Source organism: Aeromicrobium sp. PE09-221 (assembly GCF_002174305.1).
In the GTDB taxonomy this organism is placed as follows: domain Bacteria; phylum Actinomycetota; class Actinomycetes; order Propionibacteriales; family Nocardioidaceae; genus Aeromicrobium.
Genome location: NZ_MIJB01000032.1, coordinates 54,571 through 76,105, shown reverse-complemented (window position 1 = coordinate 76,105; position 21,535 = coordinate 54,571). Strand labels below are relative to the sequence as shown.

24 protein-coding genes are annotated in these 21,535 nt (G+C 68.2%); 20 read left to right on the top strand and 4 right to left on the bottom strand.

The genetic code is table 11. From position 1 onward, the window contains the following. The first annotated feature begins 20 nt into the window (after positions 1 to 20). From BHE97_RS17240 to BHE97_RS17200, 9 genes are all read left to right on the top strand, one after another. Positions 21 to 356: a hypothetical protein gene (locus BHE97_RS17240; RefSeq protein ID WP_140400233.1), complete on the top strand. Its 336-nt coding sequence runs from the start codon at positions 21 to 23 to the stop codon at positions 354 to 356. 7 nt (positions 357 to 363) lie between these two features. Continuing rightward, positions 364 to 2,220, top strand: coding sequence for a translation elongation factor 4 (gene lepA, locus BHE97_RS17235; protein WP_087625271.1), 1,857 nt, complete (start codon positions 364 to 366; stop codon positions 2,218 to 2,220). Between the two features lie 113 nt (positions 2,221 to 2,333). Continuing rightward, entirely contained in the window at positions 2,334 to 2,951 is a 618-nt protein-coding gene (locus tag BHE97_RS17230; protein WP_087625270.1) for an MOSC domain-containing protein, read from the top strand. A gap of 69 nt (positions 2,952 to 3,020) precedes the next feature. After that, positions 3,021 to 4,856 (top strand): long-chain fatty acid--CoA ligase, encoded by a 1,836-nt coding sequence (locus BHE97_RS17225; RefSeq protein WP_087625269.1) that lies wholly within the window; start codon positions 3,021 to 3,023, stop codon positions 4,854 to 4,856. Positions 4,857 to 4,897: 41 nt separating this feature from the next. Beyond that, positions 4,898 to 6,043 (top strand): radical SAM family heme chaperone HemW, encoded by a 1,146-nt coding sequence (hemW, locus tag BHE97_RS17220; protein ID WP_087625268.1) that lies wholly within the window; start codon positions 4,898 to 4,900, stop codon positions 6,041 to 6,043. A gap of 115 nt (positions 6,044 to 6,158) precedes the next feature. Next, a complete protein-coding gene (locus BHE97_RS17215) occupies positions 6,159 to 7,304 on the top strand; it encodes a glycosyltransferase (RefSeq protein ID WP_087625267.1) in 1,146 nt (381 codons plus the stop codon). Next, complete coding sequence (locus tag BHE97_RS17210) at positions 7,289 to 8,353, top strand: glycosyltransferase family 4 protein (protein ID WP_087625266.1); 1,065 nt, start codon at positions 7,289 to 7,291, stop codon at positions 8,351 to 8,353. Before BHE97_RS17215 ends, BHE97_RS17210 begins: the two co-directional genes overlap by 16 nt. Then, positions 8,350 to 9,327, top strand: coding sequence for a glycosyltransferase (locus BHE97_RS17205; RefSeq protein WP_087625265.1), 978 nt, complete (start codon positions 8,350 to 8,352; stop codon positions 9,325 to 9,327). The genes BHE97_RS17210 and BHE97_RS17205 overlap by 4 nt, the downstream gene beginning before the upstream one ends. Beyond that, a complete protein-coding gene (locus tag BHE97_RS17200; RefSeq protein WP_087625264.1) occupies positions 9,324 to 10,232 on the top strand; it encodes a galactosyltransferase-related protein in 909 nt (302 codons plus the stop codon). The genes BHE97_RS17205 and BHE97_RS17200 overlap by 4 nt, the downstream gene beginning before the upstream one ends. Here BHE97_RS17200 and BHE97_RS17195 read toward each other — a convergent pair. Beyond that, on the bottom strand, positions 10,157 to 10,999 hold the full coding sequence (locus BHE97_RS17195) for a DUF3097 domain-containing protein (RefSeq protein ID WP_087625263.1): 843 nt from the start codon (positions 10,997 to 10,999) through the stop codon (positions 10,157 to 10,159). The two genes, BHE97_RS17200 and BHE97_RS17195, sit on opposite strands and share 76 nt — an antisense overlap. Then, positions 10,989 to 11,417: a hypothetical protein gene (locus tag BHE97_RS17190; RefSeq protein ID WP_087625262.1), complete on the bottom strand. Its 429-nt coding sequence runs from the start codon at positions 11,415 to 11,417 to the stop codon at positions 10,989 to 10,991. Before BHE97_RS17190 ends, BHE97_RS17195 begins: the two co-directional genes overlap by 11 nt. Positions 11,418 to 11,479: 62 nt before the next feature. Between BHE97_RS17190 and hrcA the strand changes: the two genes are divergently transcribed. From hrcA to era, 9 genes are all read left to right on the top strand, one after another. Further along, complete coding sequence (gene hrcA, locus BHE97_RS17185; RefSeq protein WP_087625359.1) at positions 11,480 to 12,508, top strand: heat-inducible transcriptional repressor HrcA; 1,029 nt, start codon at positions 11,480 to 11,482, stop codon at positions 12,506 to 12,508. A 25-nt stretch (positions 12,509 to 12,533) separates the two neighbouring features. After that, positions 12,534 to 13,691 (top strand): molecular chaperone DnaJ, encoded by a 1,158-nt coding sequence (gene dnaJ / locus BHE97_RS17180; RefSeq protein WP_087625261.1) that lies wholly within the window; start codon positions 12,534 to 12,536, stop codon positions 13,689 to 13,691. Positions 13,692 to 13,709: 18 nt separating this feature from the next. Further along, on the top strand, positions 13,710 to 13,982 hold the full coding sequence (locus BHE97_RS17175) for a hypothetical protein (protein ID WP_087625260.1): 273 nt from the start codon (positions 13,710 to 13,712) through the stop codon (positions 13,980 to 13,982). A 35-nt stretch (positions 13,983 to 14,017) separates the two neighbouring features. Next, positions 14,018 to 14,362 (top strand): histidine triad nucleotide-binding protein, encoded by a 345-nt coding sequence (locus tag BHE97_RS17170; RefSeq protein WP_087625259.1) that lies wholly within the window; start codon positions 14,018 to 14,020, stop codon positions 14,360 to 14,362. 191 nt (positions 14,363 to 14,553) lie between these two features. After that, entirely contained in the window at positions 14,554 to 15,549 is a 996-nt protein-coding gene (locus BHE97_RS17165) for a PhoH family protein (protein WP_087625258.1), read from the top strand. 14 nt (positions 15,550 to 15,563) lie between these two features. Continuing rightward, positions 15,564 to 16,046 (top strand): rRNA maturation RNase YbeY, encoded by a 483-nt coding sequence (ybeY, locus tag BHE97_RS17160; RefSeq protein WP_087625257.1) that lies wholly within the window; start codon positions 15,564 to 15,566, stop codon positions 16,044 to 16,046. A gap of 34 nt (positions 16,047 to 16,080) precedes the next feature. Next, positions 16,081 to 17,343, top strand: coding sequence for a hemolysin family protein (locus BHE97_RS17155; protein ID WP_087625256.1), 1,263 nt, complete (start codon positions 16,081 to 16,083; stop codon positions 17,341 to 17,343). A 36-nt stretch (positions 17,344 to 17,379) separates the two neighbouring features. Further along, positions 17,380 to 17,712: a cytidine deaminase gene (locus BHE97_RS17150; RefSeq protein ID WP_087625255.1), complete on the top strand. Its 333-nt coding sequence runs from the start codon at positions 17,380 to 17,382 to the stop codon at positions 17,710 to 17,712. A 1-nt stretch (position 17,713) separates the two neighbouring features. Further along, the gene (era, locus tag BHE97_RS17145; RefSeq protein ID WP_087625254.1) at positions 17,714 to 18,631 is read left to right on the top strand and encodes a GTPase Era; all 918 of its coding nucleotides are present in this window, start codon (positions 17,714 to 17,716) and stop codon (positions 18,629 to 18,631) included. 12 nt (positions 18,632 to 18,643) lie between these two features. Here the strand turns inward: era and BHE97_RS17140 are convergent, their stop codons facing one another. Then, positions 18,644 to 19,666 carry a PHP domain-containing protein gene (locus BHE97_RS17140; RefSeq protein WP_087625253.1) on the bottom strand — a complete coding sequence of 341 codons (1,023 nt, stop codon included), beginning with the start codon at positions 19,664 to 19,666 and terminating at the stop codon, positions 18,644 to 18,646. 52 nt (positions 19,667 to 19,718) lie between these two features. On the opposite strand from BHE97_RS17140, the gene BHE97_RS17135 reads away from it, so the two are divergent. Further along, the gene (locus BHE97_RS17135) at positions 19,719 to 20,000 is read left to right on the top strand and encodes an acylphosphatase (protein WP_087625252.1); all 282 of its coding nucleotides are present in this window, start codon (positions 19,719 to 19,721) and stop codon (positions 19,998 to 20,000) included. 75 nt (positions 20,001 to 20,075) lie between these two features. On the opposite strand, the gene BHE97_RS17130 is transcribed toward BHE97_RS17135, so the two are convergent. Continuing rightward, complete coding sequence (locus BHE97_RS17130; protein WP_087625251.1) at positions 20,076 to 20,525, bottom strand: flavodoxin family protein; 450 nt, start codon at positions 20,523 to 20,525, stop codon at positions 20,076 to 20,078. A 79-nt stretch (positions 20,526 to 20,604) separates the two neighbouring features. Here BHE97_RS17130 and BHE97_RS17125 point away from each other — a divergent pair, with 79 nt between their 5' ends. Then, positions 20,605 to 21,531, top strand: coding sequence for an AAA family ATPase (locus BHE97_RS17125; RefSeq protein WP_087625250.1), 927 nt, complete (start codon positions 20,605 to 20,607; stop codon positions 21,529 to 21,531). The last annotated feature ends 4 nt before the right edge of the window (positions 21,532 to 21,535 follow it).

Genomic DNA, 21,535 nt, shown 5'->3' with positions numbered 1-21,535 from the left:
CGACCTCTACGATGGGGGCCGTGGCTACCCTCTTCACGATCCTCGTCGTCCTGCACGTCCTGTTCTGGGCTGTGGCTCTGCTGGCGATGAACTTCATCCCGCCGCAGATCACCCCCGGCACGGCTCACGCCACGGCCGCGGCGCTGGTGACCGGCCTGCTCCTGGTCGGGCTGTGGGAGATGACCGATGTATACGACGAGGGGCCCAATCACGCCAAGATCGGCGTCAAGCTCGTCGTCGCGCTCGCTGCCGTCGTGGTCGCCTACACCCAGCAGCGCAAGCCCGCCCCCAACTCGATGGCGTACGTGCTGGCCGCTCTCATCGGCCTGAACGTCGCCATCGCGATCGCCTGGTAGTCGCCTCGTGTCCACTCTCCACAGCCCGGCCCCGGGTTCGACCCCGGCCGAGGTGCTGCGCAATTTCTGCATCATCGCGCATATCGACCACGGCAAGTCGACGCTCGCCGACCGCATGCTCCAGATCACCGAGGTGGTCGACGAGCGCGCCGCACGCGCTCAGTACCTCGATCGCATGGACATCGAGCGTGAGCGCGGCATCACGATCAAGAGCCAGGCCGTGCGCATGCCGTTCACGCCCACCCGAGGCGAGAGCGCCGGCACCGTCCACGTGCTCAATATGATCGACACACCCGGCCACGTCGACTTCACCTATGAGGTGAGCCGCAGCCTCGAGGCCTGCGAGGGCGCGATCTTGCTCGTCGACGCGGCACAGGGCATCGAGGCGCAGACCCTCGCCAATCTCTACCTCGCGCTCGAGGCCGATCTCCACATCATCCCCGTGCTCAACAAGATCGACCTGCCCGGCGCGCAGCCGGAGAAGTACGCCGAGGAGCTCGCCGGCATCATCGGCGGCGACCCCGCCGATGTGCTGCGGGTGTCGGCCAAGACCGGTGAGGGCGTCGCCGACCTGCTCGAGGCCATCGTCGAACAGGTGCCTGCTCCGGTGGGCGATCCCGATGGCCCTCCGCGAGCGCTGATCTTCGACAGCGTCTACGACACCTACCGGGGGGTCGTCACCTATGTGCGCGTGGTCGACGGTCAGCTCAGCCACCGCGACCGCATCAAGATGATGTCCACCGGCGCCGTGCACGAGATGCTCGAGGTCGGCGTCATCAGTCCCGAGCCGATCAAGGAGAGCAGCCTCGGCGTCGGGGAGGTCGGCTACCTGATCACCGGGGTGAAAGAGGTTCGGCAGTCCCGTGTCGGCGACACCGTCACCTCCAACAGCCGACCGGCCGGTGAGCCGCTCGGCGGCTACCGGCATCCCAATCCGATGGTCTTCTCCGGCCTGTACCCGATCGACGGTGACGACTACCCGACGCTGCGCGATGCGCTGGACAAGCTGCAGCTGAACGACGCCGCACTCCAGTTCGAGCCGGAGTCGTCCGGTGCGCTCGGCTTCGGCTTCCGTATCGGCTTCCTGGGGCTGCTCCACCTGGAGATCGTGCGCGAGCGGCTGGAGCGGGAGTTTAACCTCGATCTCATCTCCACCGCGCCGAATGTGGTCTACCGGGTCGTCATGGAGGACGGCAGTGAGGTGACGGTCACCAATCCGAGCGAGTACCCGACCAGCGGCAAGATCGCCGAGGTCTACGAGCCGATCGTCAACGCCACGCTGCTGGCGCCCGCGGACTACATCGGCGCGATCATGGATCTGTGCCAGTCGCGTCGTGGCAAGCTCGAGGGAATGGACTACCTGTCCGAGGACCGCGTGGAGATCCGCTACACGCTGCCCATGGGCGAGATCATGTTCGACTTCTTCGATCAGCTCAAGTCGCGCACCAAGGGCTACGCCTCACTCAACTACGAGCCCTCGGGCGAGCAACCCGCCGACCTGGTCAAGGTCGACATCCTGCTGCAGGGCGAGATCGTCGACGCGTTCAGCGCGATCGTCCATCGCGATTCGGCCTATGCGTATGGTGTGGCGCTCGCGGGCAAGCTCAAGGAGCTGATTCCGCGGCAGCAGTTCGAGGTGCCGATCCAGGCCGCGATCGGAGCGCGCATCATCGCCCGTGAGACCATCCGCGCGATGCGCAAGGATGTCCTCGCCAAGTGCTACGGCGGTGACATCAGCCGTAAGCGCAAGCTGCTGGAGAAGCAGAAGGAGGGCAAGAAGCGCATGAAGATGGTGGGCCGTGTCGAGGTCCCTCAGGAAGCCTTCATCGCCGCCCTCTCCACGAGCGAGCCCAAGCAGTCCTGACCCCTGTTCCTGTCGTGCGCGGTCCCCGTTGAGTGTGACGTTTGGACGGTGAAATGCCCGATTTCACCGTCCAAACGTCACACTCAACGGGGACCTACTCATAGGCTGCCTCCATGAAGCGGGTCGAGTCGGTGAATGTGGGGCGGGTGCGACCGACCCCGCACGGGAAGCTCAAGCGGACGGCGATCGACAAGCGAGCCGTCGACGGCCCGGTGTGGATCGGCGAGCTCGGTCTCGACGGCGACGAGATCGCCGATCTGGTCCACCATGGCGGACCGGACAAGGCGGTCTACGCCTTCGCGCGGGAGGACTACGCGCACTGGGAGGCCGAGCTGGGCAGGCCGCTGGACAGCGGTGTCTTCGGCGAGAACCTGACCACCAGCGGCCTCGACATCCAGCACGCGCGGATGGGAGAGCGGTGGCGCGTCGGTGAGGCGCTGCTCGAGGTCGCCTCGGTGCGCATCCCCTGCTCAGTGTTCGCCGGATTCGTGGACGAGCCGCGGTGGGTCAAGCGTTTCACCGCCCACGGTGTCCCTGGGGCCTACCTGCGGGTGCTCGAACAAGGCCACGTCACCTCCGGAGCCCCGATCGTCGTCGTGGAGCGCCCTGACCACGATCTCACGGTCGGCCTGGTGTTTCGGGCCTGCACCACCGAGCGGGCGCTGCTGTCGCGGTTCGCCGAGGAACCCCGGATCAGCGTTTCGCTGCGTCAGAAGGCAACAACTCGGTGAAGCCGGTGTGAGACAAGCTACTCATCAGTTAAGGTGATCTCCACCACAAGTCCCCCGCGAAGGAGCACGATGCCTGCCCCGACCCCCACGCCCGAGCAGCTGGAGATCATCAACAACCGTGCGCGCAGCGTCGGAGAGATGTTCTTCGACCGCGTCGCCAAGTCCGGCAGCGGTGAGGCATTCCGTTACCCGGACGCCCAGGAGAACTGGCAGTCGATCACCTGGTCCGAGGCCGGCGAGCATGTGAGCAAGCTGGCCGCCGGACTCATCTCCCTCGGCATCGAACGCGAACAGCGTGTCGCGATCGCCGCCGGAACCCGCTACGAGTGGATCCTGGCCGATCTTGCGATCAACTCCGCCGGCGCGGCCACCACCACGGTCTACCCCACGTCCGTGGCCGATGACGTCGCCTACATCCTCGCCGACTCCGACAGCCGCGTGGTTTTCGCCGAGGACGACGAGCAGCTCGCCAAGCTGCGCGAGAAGCGCTCGGAACTGCCGAGCGTCGAGAAGGTCGTCCTCTTCGATGGCGAGGGCGATGGCGACTGGGTCATCACCTTCGCCGAGCTCGAAGAGCTGGGACAGTCGTACCTGCAGGATCACCCCGAGGCGGTGCGCGAGCGCGTGGCGGCCACTGAGCCCGATGATCTCGCCACCTTGATCTACACCTCGGGCACCACCGGCCGTCCCAAGGGCGTCCGCCTCAGCCACGATGGCTGGACCTATGAGGGCGCGGCCGTCGCGGCGGGCGGATTCCTCACCGTCGACGACCTGGAGTTCCGCTGGCTGCCGATGGCGCACTCCTTCGGCAAGGTCCTGCTGACCACGCAGCTGCAGGTCGGTTTCCCGGCCGCGATCGACGGCCGCGTGCCGAAGATCGTCGACAACCTCGCGATCGTCAAGCCGACCTTCATGGGTGCGGCGCCGCGCATCTTCGAGAAGGCCTATGGCCGCATCGTCGGCATGATGGAGGAAGAGGGAGGCGCCAAGCTCAAGATCTTCCGCTGGGCCGAGAAGGTCGGCCTGGAGCACTCGAGGCTCGAGCGCGCCGGCAAGTCGATCCCGACCGGCCTGAAGATCAAGTACGGCATCGCCGACAAGCTCGTCTTCACCAAGATCCGCGACCGCTTCGGCGGCCGGGTGCGCTTCTTCATCTCCGGTGCCGCGGCGCTGTCCTCCGATATCGCCGAGTGGTTCCACGCCGCGGGCGTTCTCATCCTGGAGGGCTACGGCCTCACCGAGACCTCGGCCGGGTCCTTCGTCAATCACCCCGATGACTTCAAGATCGGCTCCGTCGGCCTGCCGATGCCGGGTACGGAGGTCAAGATCGCCGAGGACGGCGAGGTCCTCATCAAGGGCCCGGGCGTCATGCGTGGATACCACAATCTCGAGGCGGAGTCGGCCTCCTCGCTCACCGACGACGGCTGGCTCGCCACGGGCGATATCGGCGAACTCGATGCCGACGGCTTCTTGAGGATCACCGACCGCAAGAAAGACCTGTTCAAGACCTCCGGCGGCAAGTACGTGGCCCCCTCGCACATCGAGGGCGCGTTCAAGGCGGTCTGCCCGCTCGCGAGCCAGATGGTCGTGCACGGTAACCAGCGCAACTTCTGCTCCGCCCTCATCACCCTCGATCCCGATGCGGTGGAGGCCTGGGCACAGCAGCACGGCATGGCCGGCAAGCCCTACAGCGAGGTGGTCTCTTCCGATGCGATGCAGCGCGAGATGGAGGGCTACATCAAGGAGCTGAACTCCAAGCTCAATCAGTGGGAGACGATCAAGAAGTGGGCCATCCTCGATCATGATCTGTCGATCGAGTCCGGGGAGATCACGCCGAGCCTGAAGGTCAAGCGCCGCGTCGTCGAGGACAATTACCAGGACATCCTCAACGGCTTCTACGCCTGACGCCTGACAGCCGGGTGAGCGCCAGCCAGTAGGCTGGATCCGTGACCGCCGAAGGAGCGACCGCCAGGGAGTGGGGTCGCTCCTTCGGCTTGTACCTGCACGTGCCGTTCTGCGATGTGCGCTGCGGTTACTGTGATTTCAACACCTACACGTCCGATGAGCTGGGGGAGGGCGCCACCCGGGCGCAGTATGCCGACTCCGCGCTTCGCGAGGTCGACCTCGCCGCCCGAAGGACCGGCCCCCGCCCGGTGGACACGGTCTTCGTCGGCGGCGGCACACCCACGCAGCTGGCCTCGTCAGAGCTGGTGCGGATGCTGCGTGGCATCGACGATGCCTGGGGCCTCTCCCCGGATGCCGAGGTGACCACCGAGGCCAATCCCGACAGCGTCACGCCCGGATCCCTGGCGGAGCTGCGCGAGGGCGGCTTCACCCGGATCTCCTTCGGCATGCAGTCGGCCGCTCCGCATGTCCTCGCGATGCTCGACCGCACGCACGACCCGGCCAATGTGCCGCGTGCGGTGCGGTGGGCGCGGGATGCCGGTTTCGAACAGGTGAGCCTCGATCTCATCTACGGCACGCCCACCGAGTCCGTCCAGGACTGGCGGCGCAGCGTGGAGGAGGCTCTGTCGATGGAGCCCGATCACATCAGCGCGTATGCGCTGATCGTCGAGGACGGGACCGCCTTCGCCCGCAAGGTGCGGCGTGGCGAGGTGGCGATGCCCGATGACGACGAGACCGCCGACAAGTACCTGCTCGCCGACGATCTCTTCGAACGCGCGGGACTCAGCTGGTACGAGCTGTCGAACTGGGCCCGTGACGGTGAAGCCCGGTGCCGCCACAACATCGGCTACTGGTATTCCGGGGATTGGTGGGGAGTGGGGCCGGGAGCTCATTCGCATCTCGATGGCGAGCGCTGGTGGAACATCAAGCATCCGGCCGCCTACGCGCAGCGGCTCGCATCAGGCGGTTCGCCGCGCGCCGACGGTGAGACCCTCGATGACGACACCCGCGCACTCGAGGACGTCATGCTCCGCATTCGGCTGCGCGAGGGGATCGAGCGCTCGGCGCTCGCCGAGGACCCGACGCCGATGGTCGGCGAAGGACTGCTGACCGAGGAGGGCGATCGCGTCGTGCTCACCCGGGAGGGCCGGCTCCTGGCCGATCACGTCGTCCGGCGCCTCACCTGACGTCACCGGGTCCAGGTCACATGGGGGACGTGGTTCGGCGTGGGCCATCGCGGGTACGCACCGGGTGACGACGCGACAAGTCGCCGTCCTCCACGCTGATCGAAAGGTGTGTCGCATGCGTGTGGCTCATCGGCCCGCCTCGGTTCCTCACCGGACCGGGGCGGACGTCATCCGGGTGGCCTCCGTGCCGGCCGGTCACGTCTACATCCGTCACCTCGCCCCTGTGGAAAGGGCATGGCGAGAGGTCGTCCGCCTGGACGACCCCGCGCCGCCGGACGCCTCACCGGCCGGGCAGAGCCGCTGGTGGCCGCCGGTCATGCTCGACCCGGCCTGGATCGAGCGCGCACACGACAGCTTCGACCTATTCCATGTGCAGTTCGGCTTCGACGCCTTCGCCCCGGCCGATCTGCGACGCGCGGTCGAGGCGCTCCGGGAGCACGGCAAGCCCCTGGTCCACACGGCGCACGACCTGCGTAACCCGCACCACCGCACGCGGGAACTCCACGATGCTCAGCTCGATGTGCTGATCCCGGCCGCCGATGCCGTGATCACCCTGACGTCAGGCGCAGCCGCGGAGATCGAGCGCCGCTGGTCGCGCGAGGCCGTCGTCCTCCCGCACCCGCATGTCGTGGACTTCGAGACGATGAAGTCGCTGCCCGCGACACGTAGAGCACCCGCCGATCGCGGAGGCGAGTTCCGCGTGGGGTTGCACGTCAAGAGCCTGCGTTCGTGCATGGACCCCTTGGCGATGCTCCCTGCGCTCGTGAGGGCGGTCAGCTCGATCCCCGGCGGTGTGCTCCAGGTCGACGGTCACACCGATGTCCTGGACCCGGCCGGGGCGCGGTACGATGTCGAGCTGGCCTCGGCCCTGCGCGCCGCGCCGTCCTGTGTCGATGTGCGGATCCACGACTTCTTCTCCGATGCCGAGCTGGTCGAGTACCTGGCCTCGCTGGACCTGTCGGTGCTGCCATACCGATTCGGCACGCACTCGGGGTGGCTGGAAGCCTGTCGCGACGTGGGCACACCGGTCGCGGCGCCCACATGCGGCTACTACGCCGACCAGGGACCCGTGCATTCGTTCACGATGGACGAGGACCGTCTCGACGAGGATGAGCTGGCCGACGCGGTTCTGGCCGCGTACCGGCAGACCCCGCCGCCGGCGGAGATCGTGGCTCGGAGGCGGGCCCAGCGCGACCAGATCGCCGCCGCGCATGCCGAGCTCTATGCCGATCTCGTGGGGGCCCGATGCGCGTCTGCCTGATCGCCTCCAGCAGATTCCCGATCGCCGAGCCCTTCCAAGGCGGTCTCGAGGCGCATACGGCGGCACTCGGCTCAGCACTGATCGAGCGAGGACATGAGGTCACGATCTTTGCCGCCCCGGGTTCCGATCCGGCCCTCGGTGCCGTCGAGCTGCCCGTCCGGCGGTTCGAGCCGAGTCCGGCCGCTCGGGCGGATGTCGGCGCACACCCCGAGACGTGGCTGCGCGAGCACCACGCCTATCTCGCCCTGATGCTCGATCTCATCGAACACGGGCGCGACCGATTCGATGTGGTCCACAACAACAGCCTGCATCACCTCCCGATCGCGATGGCCGCCGCGACGGGGTTGCGCTTCCTGACGACCCTGCACACGCCACCGGTCGGCTGGCTGGAGTCGGCGATCGCGCTGGCGCCCTCGCCGTCGACCTATGTCGCCGTCAGCCGGCACACCGCGGATGCCTGGGCGCACGCGGTGCGTCCGGTAGTGATCCCCAATGGCGTCGACACGCAGCGCTGGGTGCCGGGCCCTGGGGGCGAGCGTGCGATCTGGACCGGTCGGCTGGTTCCCGAGAAAGCCCCGCACCTGGCGATCGAAGCCGCCCGGCGTGCCGGTCTCCCGCTCGATCTAGCGGGGCCGGTGCTCGACCGGGCGTATTTCGACGAGGCCATCGCTCCGCGGCTGGGCGACGGCATCCGCTACCTCGGTCACCTGGGGAGCACCGATCTCGTGGCAGCCGTCGGTACGTCGCGCGTCGCGCTGGTGTCCCCGCGCTGGGACGAGCCCTATGGACTGGTCGCGGCCGAGGCGATGGCATGTGGCACGCCGGTCGCGGCCTTCGCGCGAGGGGCGCTGCCCGAGGTGATCGGTCCGCGGGGCGGACGGCTCGCGCAGCCCGATGACGTGGACGCGCTCGCTCGCGCGGCCGTCGATGCGCGGGACCTGGACCGCGGGGCTGTGCGGGCCCATGCGGTCGAGCACTGCGACCTTCGCCGGATGGTCGACGACTACGAACGGCTCTACAGCGGCTCTCCCGTCGAGGCGATGGCGTGATCGGTTACTACGCACACCATCACGGCGCCGGTCACGTCAACCGGGCCATGACACTGGCGCCCTGGCTGCCGGAGTTCACCCTTCTTTCGTCGGCGGCGCCCCCGGACTCGTGGGATGGCGACTGGGTCGAGCTCGCGCGCGACGACACAGGGGTGGCGGAGGATCCGACCGCGCATGGGCTGCTGCACTGGGTGCCGCGGCACGACCGGGGTCTCAGCGCCCGGATGGCGACCATCTCGGCATGGATCGAGCGAGCACGGCCCGAGCTGATGATCGTCGACGTGTCGGTGGAGGTCTGTCTGCTGGCGCGGCTGCACGGCATCCCGGTTATCGCGGTCGCGCAGCCGGGGATCCGCGATGATGTGCCCCACTCGATGGCCTATCGGATCGCCGACCGGGTGGTGGCTCCCTGGCCTGCGTCCGCGGGCGACTTGCTGCCGGGTGTCGCTCACGGTGATCGCCTCGTCCACGTCGGGGCCTTCTCGCGCTTCGACGACCGCGTCCCGCCCCCGGGACCCGAGACCCGCAGGGTCGCCCTGCTGCTCGGGCGCGGCGGACACGATGTGCCCGAGGAGGCCGTCGATCGCGCGCGGGCGTCCACCCCTGACTGGGAATGGAGCCTCGCCGGTTCCTCGGCGGCGTCCTGGGTGGAGGACCCGTGGACGCGGCTCGTCGATGCCGATGTGATCGTGACCCATGCGGGGCAGAACGCCCTCGCCGAGGTCGCGGCGGCGCGTCGCCCGGTGATCATGGTGCCGCAGGACCGGCCCCACGACGAGCAGCGCACGATGGCGGCGACTCTGCGCGAAGGAGGACGGTGGCCTGTCGTCTCCCTCGACGGGTTCCCGAGCCACGGATGGCCGGCCCTGCTCGATCTCGCGTCGGGGCTCGACGGTGAGCGGTGGAAGGACTGGAACGACGGGGGAGGCGCGAGGCGTTTCGCTCAGGTCGTGTGCGAGGTGCTGCGGCGATGACACGCACAGCGCTGATCACCGTGGCCCACGGCCGACACGATCACCTGCGGCGTCAGCAGGAGGCCCTCGGGGCCGGGACGGTGCCGGTGGACTCCTACCGCGTGGTGGCGATGGACGATCCCTCGCTGAGCCGGTGGCGCCCCACCGCCGCACCGTTCCCGCTGGTGGAGACGGTCGAGGCCGACGCCGCTGCTCTACCACTGGCGACGGCTCGCAACCGTGGTGCCGCGTCGGCTCTTCGCGAGGGAGCTGAGCTGTTGATCTTCCTCGACGTCGACTGTCTGCCGGAGGGCCGACTCGTCGAGAGCTATGTCCGTGCGGCACGCGAACCGCGCGGACGCGATGCGGTGCTCAGCGGTCCGGTCGCCTATCTTCCGCCGCCTCCGGCCGGAGGGTACGACCTCGGTCGGCTCGCCGCGATGGCCGACCCTCATCCGGCCCGACCCGCACCGCCACGCGGCACCGTGGTGCGCGATGACGACGGGCATACCCTGTTCTGGTCGCTGTCCTTCGCCGTGACGGCCGAGACCTGGCAGCGGATCGGCGGTTTCGACGAGCGCTACCGGGGGTATGGGGCCGAGGACACCGACTTCGGACAGCGGGCCAGGGCAGCGGGTGTGCCGATCGCGTGGGTCGGCGGGGCGCGGGCCTTCCACCAGCATCATCCGACGAGCGATCCGCCGGTGCAGCACCTTGAGGACATCCTCCGCAATGCGCGCCAGTTCCATCGCATCTGGGGATGGTGGCCGATGCGCGGGTGGCTCGATGCCTTCGTCGAACGTGGCCTCCTGGAACGCACCGACGACGGCGCCTACCGCCGAACCGTCGATCAGTCGGCGGGCAGCGTGGCGAAGTCGATGAGTTCCTCGACCCGGCCGAGGAAGGCCGGCTCGAGGTCGGTGTAACTGCCGACCCGGCTCAGGATGTGCTTCCACGCCCGCGCGATGTCCGTCTGATCCCGATGGGGCCAGCCGAAGGATGCGCAGATCCCCTTCTTCCACTCCACCGAACGGGGGATGGTCGGCCAGGACTCGATCCCGAGGCGTTCGGGTTTGACGGCCTGCCAGACATCCACATAAGGGTGTCCGACGACGAGGACGTGCGGCTGTCCCGAGAGCTGCTCGGCGATGCGCGACTCCTTGGAACCCGGGACGAGGTGGTCCACGAGCACGCCGAGACGACGCTGGCTCGTGGGCGCGAAGTCGCGCACGATCGCCGGCAGGTCGTCGATGCCGCCCAGGAACTCCACTGCGACACCCTCGGCCCGCAGGTCATCGCCCCAGACCTTCTCGACGAGCTCGGCATCATGGCGTCCCTCGACGTAGATGCGGCTCGGAAGCGCGACCTTGGCACGGGTGTCGGCGGCGATCCGCGACCCGGAGGCCGTCCTGGTGGCCTTCTGCGGGGCGGAACGGGCCGGTGCCACGAGCACGACGGGCTTGCCCTCGAGGAGGAAGCCGGGACCCAGCGGGAAGGTCCGGCGCTTGAGGTGGCGGTTCTCGAGCACGACGGTGCCCAGATCGCGCTCCACCTTCATGATCTCGCCGACGAAACCGCTCGTGGCCTCCTCGACGACGAGCCCGATATCGGCCGACTGCTCGGTAGAGCGGCCGCGCGGGGGCTTGCGCCAGTCCCCGCCGAGCACATCGGAGCCGTAACGGTCAAAGACCATGGACGACCTCCAGCAGGCGTTGATGGAAGGACTCGATCTCGTCCTTGGAACCGCTGTCGAGCGTGTCGTCGGCGATCAGCCCCAGCGCGAGGTCGACCGCGGCCGGCCAGCTGTCAGGGACATCGGCGGAGGGGGCTTCGGGGGCGATGAGGGCACCGAGGGCGACCTGGGGCGGTTCACCGGGCAGCGTCACGACCATGACGAGCTCGCCGCCCACCGGCCCGTCGCCCAGATAGGAGACCTCCACGAAAGCGTCGCCGACCTGTGTGGACCACACACCGACCAGCGAGCCGCCTCGGGACTCGTGCGCGATCCGCTGCCCGTCCGGTGCCGTGACGGCGTAGGGGGTGTACGTCAGCACGTCATCGCCCGAGGTGACCGTGATCGCCCCGTCAGGACATATGGTGAGCTCGGCCATTTGGCTAGACTGGCACTTGACCATCGAGAGTGCCAGTGCGACACGGGGAGGTGACCGCGATCATGTCGGAGGAACGCCGGCTGGAAGTGCTCCGTGCCATCGTCGAGGACTATGTCGCGACCCAGGAACCCGTCGGCTCGCGTGCGCTCGTCGACCGGCACCATCTCGACGTCTCACCAGCCACCATCCGCAACGACATGGCTGCTTTGGAGGACGAGGGGTACATCACCCAGCCGCACACCAGCGCGGGTCGTATCCCCACCGACAAGGGATACCGGATGTTCGTGGACCGGTTGGCCACGGTCAAGGCGATGTCACCGGCCGAGCGCCGCGCCATCGAGACCTTCCTGGCCGAGGCCCTCGACGTCGACGACGTGGTGCGCCGGAGCGTCAAGGTGCTGGCGCAGCTGACCAATCAGGTCGCCATCGTGCAGTACCCCTCCTTGACTCGTTCGACGGTGCGTCACGTCGAGGTCGTCGCACTGGACGGCGCTCGGATGCTGTTGGTGGTGATCACGAGCAGCGGACGCGTCGAGCAGCGCATCGTCGAGTTGGTGGAGACGCCGAGCGAGGAGCTGCTGACGGATCTTCGCGGGCGGTTGGTGCGTGCCACGGTCGGCCAGCGCCTGCCCGAGGCGGCGTTGCGGCTGGCCGAGTTGATCGACGGAGTCGATCCGCGCGACCGCCCGATCGTCACGAGCATCGTCACGACCCTGAGTCACACATTGTCCGGTGAGCGCTCGGAGGAGCGCGTCGCGGTCGGGGGCACGGCGAATCTGGCGCGTTTCGGGGCCGACTTCGACACGGCCATCCGTCCCGTGCTCGAAGCGCTGGAAGAGCAGGTCGTCCTGCTCAAGCTGCTCGGGGAGGCGACGCGCGGCCCGAGCGATGCGGCGCAGGTGCGCATCGGGATGGAGACCGGACACGACGGCCTCTCGAATACGGCGGTGGTCTCCTCGGGTTATGGGTCCGATGCCGAGGTCCTGGCGCGTCTCGGTACCGTCGGACCCACGCGCATGGACTATCCGGGCACGATGGCCGCCGTCTCGGCCGTGGCCCGCTACGTCGGACGAATCCTCGCGGACGGCTGATCCCCCGATCGGGTGAGAGAAGGACATGGCACAGGACTACTACGCACTGCTGGGCGTCTCGCGCGATGCGAGCGCCGAGGAGCTGAAGAAGGCTTACCGCAAGGCCGCGCGGCGGCTGCACCCGGACGTCAACGACGCTCCGGATGCCGCCGAGCAGTTCAAGGAGGTCTCGCTGGCCTATGAGGTCCTCGCGGACCCGGACAAGCGAGCCGTGTACGACCGCGGCGGGGATCCGCTCTCGAGCGGCGGCATGGGCGGCGGCTTCGGCCAGGGCGGCTTCAACTTCGATGACATCATGGATGCCTTCTTCGGTCAGGGTGGCGCGAGCCGCGGGCCCAAGTCGCGGGTCCAGCGAGGATCCGACGCCCTGCTGCGCGTGGTGGTCACGCTTCCCGAGGCCGCCTTCGGCGTGACCCGCGAGCTCAAGGTCGACACGGCGATCGTCTGTCTACTGTGCAACGGCTCCGGGGCGAGCGAGGGATCTGAGCCGGTGACCTGCGGCACCTGTCACGGACACGGTGAGGTGCAGTCGGTGCAGCGGTCGCTGCTCGGCGATATCCGCACCTCGCGGCCGTGCCCCACCTGCCGCGGCTTCGGCACGGTCATCCCCGACCCGTGCGCGGAGTGCGGTGGCGACGGGCGCGTCCGGGCGCGTCGCACCATCTCGGTCAACATCCCCGGGGGCGTCGACGACGGCAACCGCATCCAGCTGGCGGGGGAGGGCGAGGTCGGCACCGGCGGTGGACCGGCGGGTGATCTCTATGTCGAGGTCCGGGTGCAACGCCACGAGGTGTTCACCCGTCAGGGCGATCAGCTCGCCTGCCAGATCGCCGTGCCCATGACGGCCGCCGCGCTGGGCACCCGCATCGAGATCCCCACCCTGGAGTCCGAACGGCCCGATCTCGGCGATGTGCCGGCCACCGTGTCGATCGACATCCCTTCGGGCACGCAGTCGGGTGAGACGGTCACCGTCCGCGGTCAGGGGGTCCAGCGGCTGCGTGGCAGCGGCCGCGGTGATCTGACGGTGCAGGTGGTCGTCGAGACGCCGAGCGATCTCGACGACCGTCAGCGCGAGCTGCTGGCCGAGCTTGCATCGCTGCGCGGCGAGGAACGACCCGAGCCGGTGGTCGGCCACTCGCACCGGAACGGCGTCTTCGGCCGTATCCGCGATGCCTTCAAGTGAGGCGGGTATGACAAGGGCATGAAACAGTATTCGCTACGTCACGACGGTCGCACGCTGACCGTCGAGTTCGACGGAGGCTCGTTGTTCTGGTATCGAGTCCGGCTCATCGTTGATGGCGATGTCGTCGACGAGCGCAGTCTCCTCGTGGGGACCACGCGGCTGCGGGCCGGCAGGCCGACATCATTGGCGGTCGATGCCACGGTGGGCTTCTGGGGGCCGAAGGGAGCCGTCCTGATCAGTGCCGGAGAGCTCGACGTCAACCGACCGTTCACCCGCGACCCCGAGAGCTGATTCCCGACGGGGCGACATGTTCGTAGACTGACCGTATGGCTGCTGACTGCGTGTTCTGCAAGATCGTCGATGGAGAGATCCCCGCCGAGGTGGTCACCGAGTCCGAGCACACCATCGCCTTCCGGGACATCAGTCCCAAGGCGCCGGTGCACGTGCTCGTCATCCCCCGCGAGCACGAGCCCGACATCGTGAGCCTGGCCGAGGCATCCCCGCTGGTGGCCGCCGAGCTGCTCGCGCAGTCCCGGGTCGTCGCACGCCAAGAGGGCTATGAGGACTACAACCTCGTCTTCAATACCGGTGCCGAGGCCGGCCAGTCCGTCTTCCACGCCCATGCTCATGTGCTCGCCGGGGTGGACGTCTCCAAGCTCTTCCTCGGCTGACAGCATCGGCGGCGGTAGAGCATCAACCTTTCGTTCTCGTGGCGGTAGACCGTCAACCCCATCACTCGCGGATGAGGTTGACGGTGTACCGCCGTTCACGAGGTGAGGTTGATGGCGTACCGCCACGTGTGGGGGACGGCCGAGTCTGTAGCGAGACGCCTGTCGGTGCAACAGCGTAGACTGGCACGCGTATGACTGATGACATCAAGGCTCGCCACGTGTTCACCGTGCCGTCGAGCGTTCCCGCCGTGGCCCTGTTCGGCCCGGCCGATGAGTTCCTGAGACTGGTCGAGGATTCCTTCGATGCCCGTGTCCACGCGCGCGGCAATGAGATCACCGTCGAGGGCGACCCCGCCGAGGCGGCGCTCGTCGAGCGCCTGCTCGATGAGCTCGTCACTATCCTGCGCACGGGACAGGCGCTCAGCCGCGAGACGGTCGAGCGCAGCATCTCCATGCTGCGCACCGAGACCCAGGAGCGGCCCGCCGAGGTGCTGAGCCTCAATATCCTCTCCAGCCGGGGCCGCACCATCCGCCCCAAGACCCTCAACCAGAAGCGTTATGTCGACGCGATCGACAAGCACACCATCGTCTTCGGGATCGGCCCCGCAGGCACCGGCAAGACCTATCTCGCGATGGCCAAGGCCGTGCAGGCGTTGCAGGCCAAGGAGGTCACGCGGATCATCCTCACGCGCCCGGCCGTCGAGGCAGGGGAGCGGCTCGGGTATCTCCCCGGCACGCTGAGCGAGAAGATCGATCCGTACCTGCGCCCGCTGTACGACGCTCTGCACGACATGCTCGACCCCGAGTCGATCCCCAAGCTGCTGACCAGCGGCGTCATCGAGGTGGCCCCCCTCGCATACATGCGCGGCCGGAGTCTCAACGATGCCTTCATCATCCTCGACGAGGCGCAGAACACCACCGCCGAGCAGATGAAGATGTTCCTGACCCGCCTCGGATTCGGCTCCAAGATGGTCGTCACCGGGGATGTCACCCAGGTGGACCTCCCCGGCGGCGCCACCAGCGGTCTGCGGGTCGTCGAGAACATCCTCGGTGATGTCCGCGACATCCACTTCTCCCGGCTGACCAGCAACGACGTCGTCCGGCACAAGCTCGTCGGACGCATCGTCGCCGCCTACGACCAGTACGACGCGGGGCGGCGCGACGATGCCGGCCGCGAGCGTGCCTGAGCAGGTGGGCCACGGTGAGCGTTGACGTTCTCGACGAGTCCGGCGAGGACGTGGACGTCCTCGGCCTCACCCGGCTCTGCCGCTTCGTTCTGCGGAGGATGCGGCTGCACCCGCAGACCGAGATGACCATGCGGCTGGTGGACGCCGACACCATCGCCACGCTCAACGAGCAGTGGATGGGCAAGGAGGGTCCCACGGACGTGCTCTCGTTCCCGATGGACGAGCTGACACCGGGGCGCGAGGAGCCCGATGACGGTGATGACCCCGGTTATCTGGGCGATATCGCCCTCTGCCCGCAGATCGCCGCCCAGCAGGCGCCGGCCGCCGGACACGACCGAGACGACGAGATCGCCCTGCTCACGGTGCACGGCATGCTGCACCTCATGGGCTACGACCACGCGACCCCCGAGGAACACGCCGAGATGTTCGGCATCCAGGGACGCCTCCTCGTGGAGTGGCACGAGGCGGCCGCCGGACAGGATCCGGACGCATCGTGACCGAGCTGCGTGAGCTCGTTCCAGGGGTGACGACATGGGCGTGACTACGCCGCTGGTGCTGGCGGTCGTGCTCGCGGTGCTGGCCGGCATCCTGGTGAGCATCGAGGCCGCCATCTCCTCCTTCTCGCGGGCCCGGGCCGAGGAGCTGGCCGGGTCCGGGAGCGCCGGCGCCAAGCGGCTCGGCACGATCCTGGAGGATCCGGCTCCCTATCTGAACACCGTCCTCCTCCTGCGCATCCTGGCTGAGACCGCGAGCATCGTGCTCGTCGCGGCAGTGGTCGCGGATCATGTCGAGGGGCTGTGGAGCAATGTGCTCATCGCCATCGCGATCATGACGGTGGTGAGCTTCGTCGTCATCGGCGTCGGTCCCCGCACGATCGGCAAGCAGCATGCCGAGCGCATCGCGGTCGCCTCCGCCTTCGTGGTCGTCATGCTGACCGCTCTGCTGGGCCCGATCCCCAAGTTGCTGATCCTCATCGGCAATGCCCTCACCCCCGGCAAGGGGTTCAGCGAGGGGCCCTTCGCGTCGGAGGTGGAGGTGCGTGAGCTGGTCGATCTCGCCGCGCGCAGCTCCGTCATCGAGACCGATGAGTCGAAGATGATCCAGTCGGTCTTCGAGCTCGGCGACACGATCGTGCGGGAGGTCATGGTGCCCCGTCCCGATCTGGTGTTCATCGAACAGCACAAGACCCTACGGCAGGCGATGAGCCTCGCGCTGCGCAGTGGATACTCGCGTATCCCCGTGGTGGGGGAGAACCTCGACGATGTCGTGGGCATGGCCTATCTCAAGGACCTCACCAAACGCGTCTTCGACAATCACGCGGCCGAGACCGCCGAGAAGGTCGACTCGATCTGCCGGCCGTGCCCGTTCGTCCCCGACACCAAGAAGGCTGATGACCTGCTGCGTGAGATGCAGGCGAGCCGCACACATGTGGCGATCGTCGTCGACGAGTACGGCGGTACTGCCGGGATGGTCACGATCGAGGACATCCTCGAGGAGATCGTCGGGGAGATCACCGACGAGTACGACTCGGAACCCGATGAACGCGAGCAGCTCTCCGATGGTTCCTGGCGTGTCAGTGCGCGCTTCGATGTCGATGACCTCGAGGAGCTGTTCGGTGTCCCCATCGAGGACGAGGATGTCGACTCGGTGGGGGGTCTGATGGCCAAGCATCTCGGCAAGGTGCCCATCCCCGGCAGCGTCGTCGAGGTCGACGGCCTGCGGCTGGAGGCCCAGGCGCCTGCCGGCCGCCGCAATCGTATCGGCCGGGTCCTCGTCTCCCGTCTCGACTCCTGAGGCCTCGGTAGGCGGGCGGGCCGATACGCTGAGGACATGGATCTGTCGGCTGAGGATGCCAAGCTCGTCACGCTCGCCCGCGCCACCCGCGCCCGGCTCGGGGTCGCGCAGGGCGCGGCCGTGCGCGATCTCGACGGGCGTACCTACGCCGCCGCGACGATCGCCCTGGAATCCCTCACGCTCTCGGCTCTGGATCTCGCTGTCGCGATGGCCGTTTCCTCGGGGGCCAAGGGTCTGGAGGCCGCAGCCGTCGTGACCGAGGGTGACGTGCCGATCCGCACCGAGACGGTGCGCGAGTTCGCCGGGGCCGGGACCTCTGTCGTGGTCGCCGGACCCGATGGCGCGGTCGACACGGTGCTGGAGGCCTGAGATGAGCGAGTTCCGCTCCGGCTTCGTCAGCTTCGTCGGCAGGCCCAATGCCGGCAAGTCCACCCTCACCAATGCGCTGGTCGGTGAGAAGGTCGCCATCACCTCGTCACGTCCGCAGACCACCCGGCACGTCGTCCGCGGACTCGTCCACCGCCCCGACGGCCAGCTGATCCTCGTCGACACCCCCGGCCTGCACCGGCCCCGTACGCTGCTGGGCGAACGCCTCAACGATCTCGTCCGGTCGACCTGGTCCGAGGTCGACATCGTCGGGATGTGCTTCCCATCCGATCAGCGGATCGGGCCGGGGGATCGGTACCTGATCGGGGAGCTGGCGGCATTGCGCTCCAAGCCGATGTTCGCGATCGCCACCAAGACCGATCTCGTCTCGCCAGAACGACTGGCCCAGCACCTGCAGGCGATCGCCTCCGCTGGACAGGAGGCCGGTGTCGACTGGACGCAGATCGTGCCGGTCTCGGCGGTCAAGGGAGAGCAGGTCGAGCTGCTCTCCGATCTGCTGCTGCAAACCCTCCCCGAGGGCCCGGCCTTTTATCCCGAGGGGCAGCTGACCGACGAACCCGAGGAGACGTTGGTCGCCGAGATCATCCGAGAGGCGGCTCTGGAGGGCGTCCACGACGAACTACCGCATTCGCTGGCTGTGGTGGTCGAGGAGATGGTGCCTCGACAGGATCGTCCCGAGAGCAAGCCGCTGCTCGATGTCCGTGTCAACCTCTACGTCGAGCGCGACAGCCAGAAGGGCATCATCATCGGCAAGAAGGGTGCTCGGCTGCGTGAGATCGGCGTGACCTCCCGCGGTCAGATCGAGCGGCTGCTCGGCACTCCTGTCTACCTCGACCTGCACGTCAAGGTGGCCAAGGACTGGCAGCGCGACCCCAAGCAACTGCGCAAGCTCGGCTTCTGAGGTCTCGTCCCCTCACCGGCCGTCGCGGCTCAGCCAGGTGCGGAGCCGGTCGAGCGGCCAGGTGGTGACGATGCGCTCGGCCGGGACGCCGCAGGCCATCGCCCGCGCCGCACCGTAGTCGAGGAAGTCTAACTGCCCCGGCGCGTGGGCATCGGAGTCGATCGAGAACAGGCATCCCGCGTCGAGGGCGACCGCGATGAGATCGTCGGGCGGGTCTTGGCGTTCGGGCCGCGCGTTGATTTCGACGGCGACATCGTGCTCGGCGCATGCCTCGAAGACCGCCCGCGCGTCGAATTCCGAGGGCGGGCGGGTGCCGCGACCGCCGGTGACGAGTCGCCCGGTGCAGTGGCCCAGGATCCGCGTCCGCGGGTTCGCCACGGCCTTCCGCAATCGCCGCGTCATCGCCGGTGCTCGCATCCGCAACTGCGAATGCGCCGATGCCACCACGACCTCGAGGCGTTCGAGGAGCTCATCCTCTTGATCGAGACTGCCGTCGTCGAGGATGTCCACCTCGATCCCGCTGAGCAGGGTCGTGCCCTCTGTATCGTCCTCGAGGCCGGCGATGAGGTCGAGCTGCTCGCGCAGGCGCTCGGGGGAGAGCCCGCGGGCGACGGTGAGCCGGGGCGAATGATCGGTCAGGGCGATGTACTCGCGACCGAGCCGGTTCGCGACACGCAGCATCTCCTCGATCGGTGAACCGCCGTCGGACCAGTCCGAGTGCAGGTGCAGGTCGCCACGTAACTGCCCGCGCAAGGGGTCACCGCCGTCCACCAGTGGAGTCGCGCCTCGCTCCCGCAGTTCGGCCAGGTAGTCGGGGACCTCACCGGCGATGACATCCTCCACGACGCCGACGGTGCGAGCCCCGAGGCCCTTGAGACGTTTCAGACTGCCCTCGCGCGTCCGGCGCTCGACATCGGCAGGTGCCAGCGCGGACAGCACATCGGCGGCCGTGCGGAAGGCTTCCACGCGGTACGTGGATGCGCGTTCCCGCTCCAGCCAGAAGGCGATCTCACGGAGTGCGTCGACGGCGTCCATAGGCCGATGCTCCCACCTTGCGAGCGTCTCCGCCGCATGCCTTCATGGAGACATGCCCTCCACGATCAGTCGCCATCTCATCGTCCACGGCCGTGTCCAAGGGGTCTACTTCCGCGCTTCGTGTGAGGACATGGCACGCCGCCTCGGGGTCGCCGGTTGGGTGCGCAACCGTGACGACGGCGCGGTAGAGCTCGTGGCGCAGGGATCCGCCGATGCCGTCGAGGAGCTCGTGCGCTGGTGCCATCAGGGTCCGCGGCAGGCTTCTGTCACCTCGGTCGAGGTCGGCGAGGCCGAGGTCGACGATCGGCTGAGCGACTTCAGGACGCGCTACTGATCGGCTCCCTCCGCCGGCTCCTGGGCATGGTGAGTGGTGCAATCGTGAGGCCGCCGGAGGTGCTCGACCGCGCGCTCACTCCATGAGGAGGGCGGCGAGAGTGCCGCCCAGTTCGGTCGCCTCGTCAAGATGGGGCTCGATGCCGCCGGTGAAGACGAGAGGTTGCGCGGCCAGCGACCACTGCAGTCCCGTCGTGATCGACTCCATCGCCCGCTCCGCTCCCGTCGTGTCGTAACCACCGCGGATCCAGTACGCGAAGGGTCGCTTGGCCGTCGGGTCGCGCACGTCGTTGTAGACGGAGTCGAAGAAGTGCTTCAGCGCCCCGGAGATGTAGCCGAGATTGGCGCTCGTGCCGAGGAGATAACCGTCCGCGTCGAGCACATCCTCGACCGTGGCGTCCAGCGCCGGCCGCTCGATGACCTCGACTCCCTCGATGGCCGGATCGCGGGCACCGTCGAGGGCGGCATCGGTGAGCTTGCGCAAGGTGTCCGTGGGCGAGTGGTGGACGACGAGAAGTCGGGACATGGTCCGACGCTAACCCGGGCGGCCGAGTGGCGGCGAAAAGCGGTCAGGAACTTTCGGCGCAGGGCACTAGGATCGTGCCATGGACCTCGCTGCCGCCGCGATGTCGATCCGCGCGAATGTCGAACGCGTCATCGACGGCAAGTCCGAAGCGATCGACACGGCGATCACGGTGCTGCTCGCCGAAGGTCACCTGCTGATCGAGGACGTTCCCGGCGTGGGCAAGACCGCTCTGGCGCGTGCTCTCGCCCGATCGATCGACGGCACGGTCCATCGTGTGCAGTTCACGCCGGATCTCCTGCCCTCCGACATCACCGGAGTCTCGGTCTTCGACCAGGCCCGGGCGGCCTTCGAGTTCCGGCCGGGTGCCGTCTTCGCCAATATCGTGATCGGCGACGAGATCAACCGCGCATCGCCCAAGACCCAGTCGGCCCTACTCGAGGCGATGAGCGAGCGCCAGGTCTCGGTGGACGGCACCACGTATCCGCTGACGCCTCCGTTCATGGTGGTGGCGACCCAGAACCCCGTCGAGATGGAGGGCACGTACGCGCTGCCGGAGGCGCAGCGGGACCGCTTCATGGCGCGGATCTCGATGGGATACCCCGATGCGGATGCGGAGTTGGCGATGATCCGCGGACACGATCGGGTGGAGCCCGTCGAGGAGCTGGAATCTGTCGTCCCGCTCGCGGACTTCACGGCGATGATCGGCGAGGCCCGCGCCGTGCACGTCTCGGATGCGGTGGGGCGCTATGTCATCGCGATCACCACCGCGACCCGCGAACACTCCCGTATCTACCTGGGGGCGAGTCCACGGGCCACGCTGCAGCTCGTCCGTGCCGCGAAGGCACGGGCGGCGATGGCCGGACGCGAGTTCGTGCTGCCCGATGACATCGACGCCCTCGCGGAGGCCGTGCTCGCGCACCGCCTCATCGTGGATCGCGGCGCGCCCGCTGCGGCGACCCTCGTGCGGGAGATCGTCGCGGCGGTCCCCGTCCCGCAGGGCGGCTGACGCG

What these genes read in the sequence shown, in the direction of transcription:
- BHE97_RS17230 (WP_087625270.1), top strand. Translation starts at nt 2,334, where the DNA reads ATGAAGCGGGTCGAGTCGGTGAATGTGGGGCGGGTGCGACCGACCCCG.
- BHE97_RS17225 (WP_087625269.1), top strand. Translation starts at nt 3,021, where the DNA reads ATGCCTGCCCCGACCCCCACGCCCGAGCAGCTGGAGATCATCAACAAC.
- BHE97_RS17215 (WP_087625267.1), top strand. Translation starts at nt 6,159, where the DNA reads ATGCGTGTGGCTCATCGGCCCGCCTCGGTTCCTCACCGGACCGGGGCG.
- BHE97_RS17210 (WP_087625266.1), top strand. Translation starts at nt 7,289, where the DNA reads ATGCGCGTCTGCCTGATCGCCTCCAGCAGATTCCCGATCGCCGAGCCC.
- BHE97_RS17200 (WP_087625264.1), top strand. Translation starts at nt 9,324, where the DNA reads ATGACACGCACAGCGCTGATCACCGTGGCCCACGGCCGACACGATCAC.
- BHE97_RS17195 (WP_087625263.1), bottom strand. Translation starts at nt 10,999, where the DNA reads ATGGTCTTTGACCGTTACGGCTCCGATGTGCTCGGCGGGGACTGGCGC.
- BHE97_RS17190 (WP_087625262.1), bottom strand. Translation starts at nt 11,417, where the DNA reads ATGGCCGAGCTCACCATATGTCCTGACGGGGCGATCACGGTCACCTCG.
- hrcA (WP_087625359.1), top strand. Translation starts at nt 11,480, where the DNA reads ATGTCGGAGGAACGCCGGCTGGAAGTGCTCCGTGCCATCGTCGAGGAC.
- dnaJ (WP_087625261.1), top strand. Translation starts at nt 12,534, where the DNA reads ATGGCACAGGACTACTACGCACTGCTGGGCGTCTCGCGCGATGCGAGC.
- BHE97_RS17175 (WP_087625260.1), top strand. Translation starts at nt 13,710, where the DNA reads ATGAAACAGTATTCGCTACGTCACGACGGTCGCACGCTGACCGTCGAG.
- BHE97_RS17170 (WP_087625259.1), top strand. Translation starts at nt 14,018, where the DNA reads ATGGCTGCTGACTGCGTGTTCTGCAAGATCGTCGATGGAGAGATCCCC.
- BHE97_RS17165 (WP_087625258.1), top strand. Translation starts at nt 14,554, where the DNA reads ATGACTGATGACATCAAGGCTCGCCACGTGTTCACCGTGCCGTCGAGC.
- BHE97_RS17155 (WP_087625256.1), top strand. Translation starts at nt 16,081, where the DNA reads ATGGGCGTGACTACGCCGCTGGTGCTGGCGGTCGTGCTCGCGGTGCTG.
- BHE97_RS17150 (WP_087625255.1), top strand. Translation starts at nt 17,380, where the DNA reads ATGGATCTGTCGGCTGAGGATGCCAAGCTCGTCACGCTCGCCCGCGCC.
- era (WP_087625254.1), top strand. Translation starts at nt 17,714, where the DNA reads ATGAGCGAGTTCCGCTCCGGCTTCGTCAGCTTCGTCGGCAGGCCCAAT.
- BHE97_RS17140 (WP_087625253.1), bottom strand. Translation starts at nt 19,666, where the DNA reads ATGGACGCCGTCGACGCACTCCGTGAGATCGCCTTCTGGCTGGAGCGG.
- BHE97_RS17135 (WP_087625252.1), top strand. Translation starts at nt 19,719, where the DNA reads ATGCCCTCCACGATCAGTCGCCATCTCATCGTCCACGGCCGTGTCCAA.
- BHE97_RS17130 (WP_087625251.1), bottom strand. Translation starts at nt 20,525, where the DNA reads ATGTCCCGACTTCTCGTCGTCCACCACTCGCCCACGGACACCTTGCGC.
- BHE97_RS17125 (WP_087625250.1), top strand. Translation starts at nt 20,605, where the DNA reads ATGGACCTCGCTGCCGCCGCGATGTCGATCCGCGCGAATGTCGAACGC.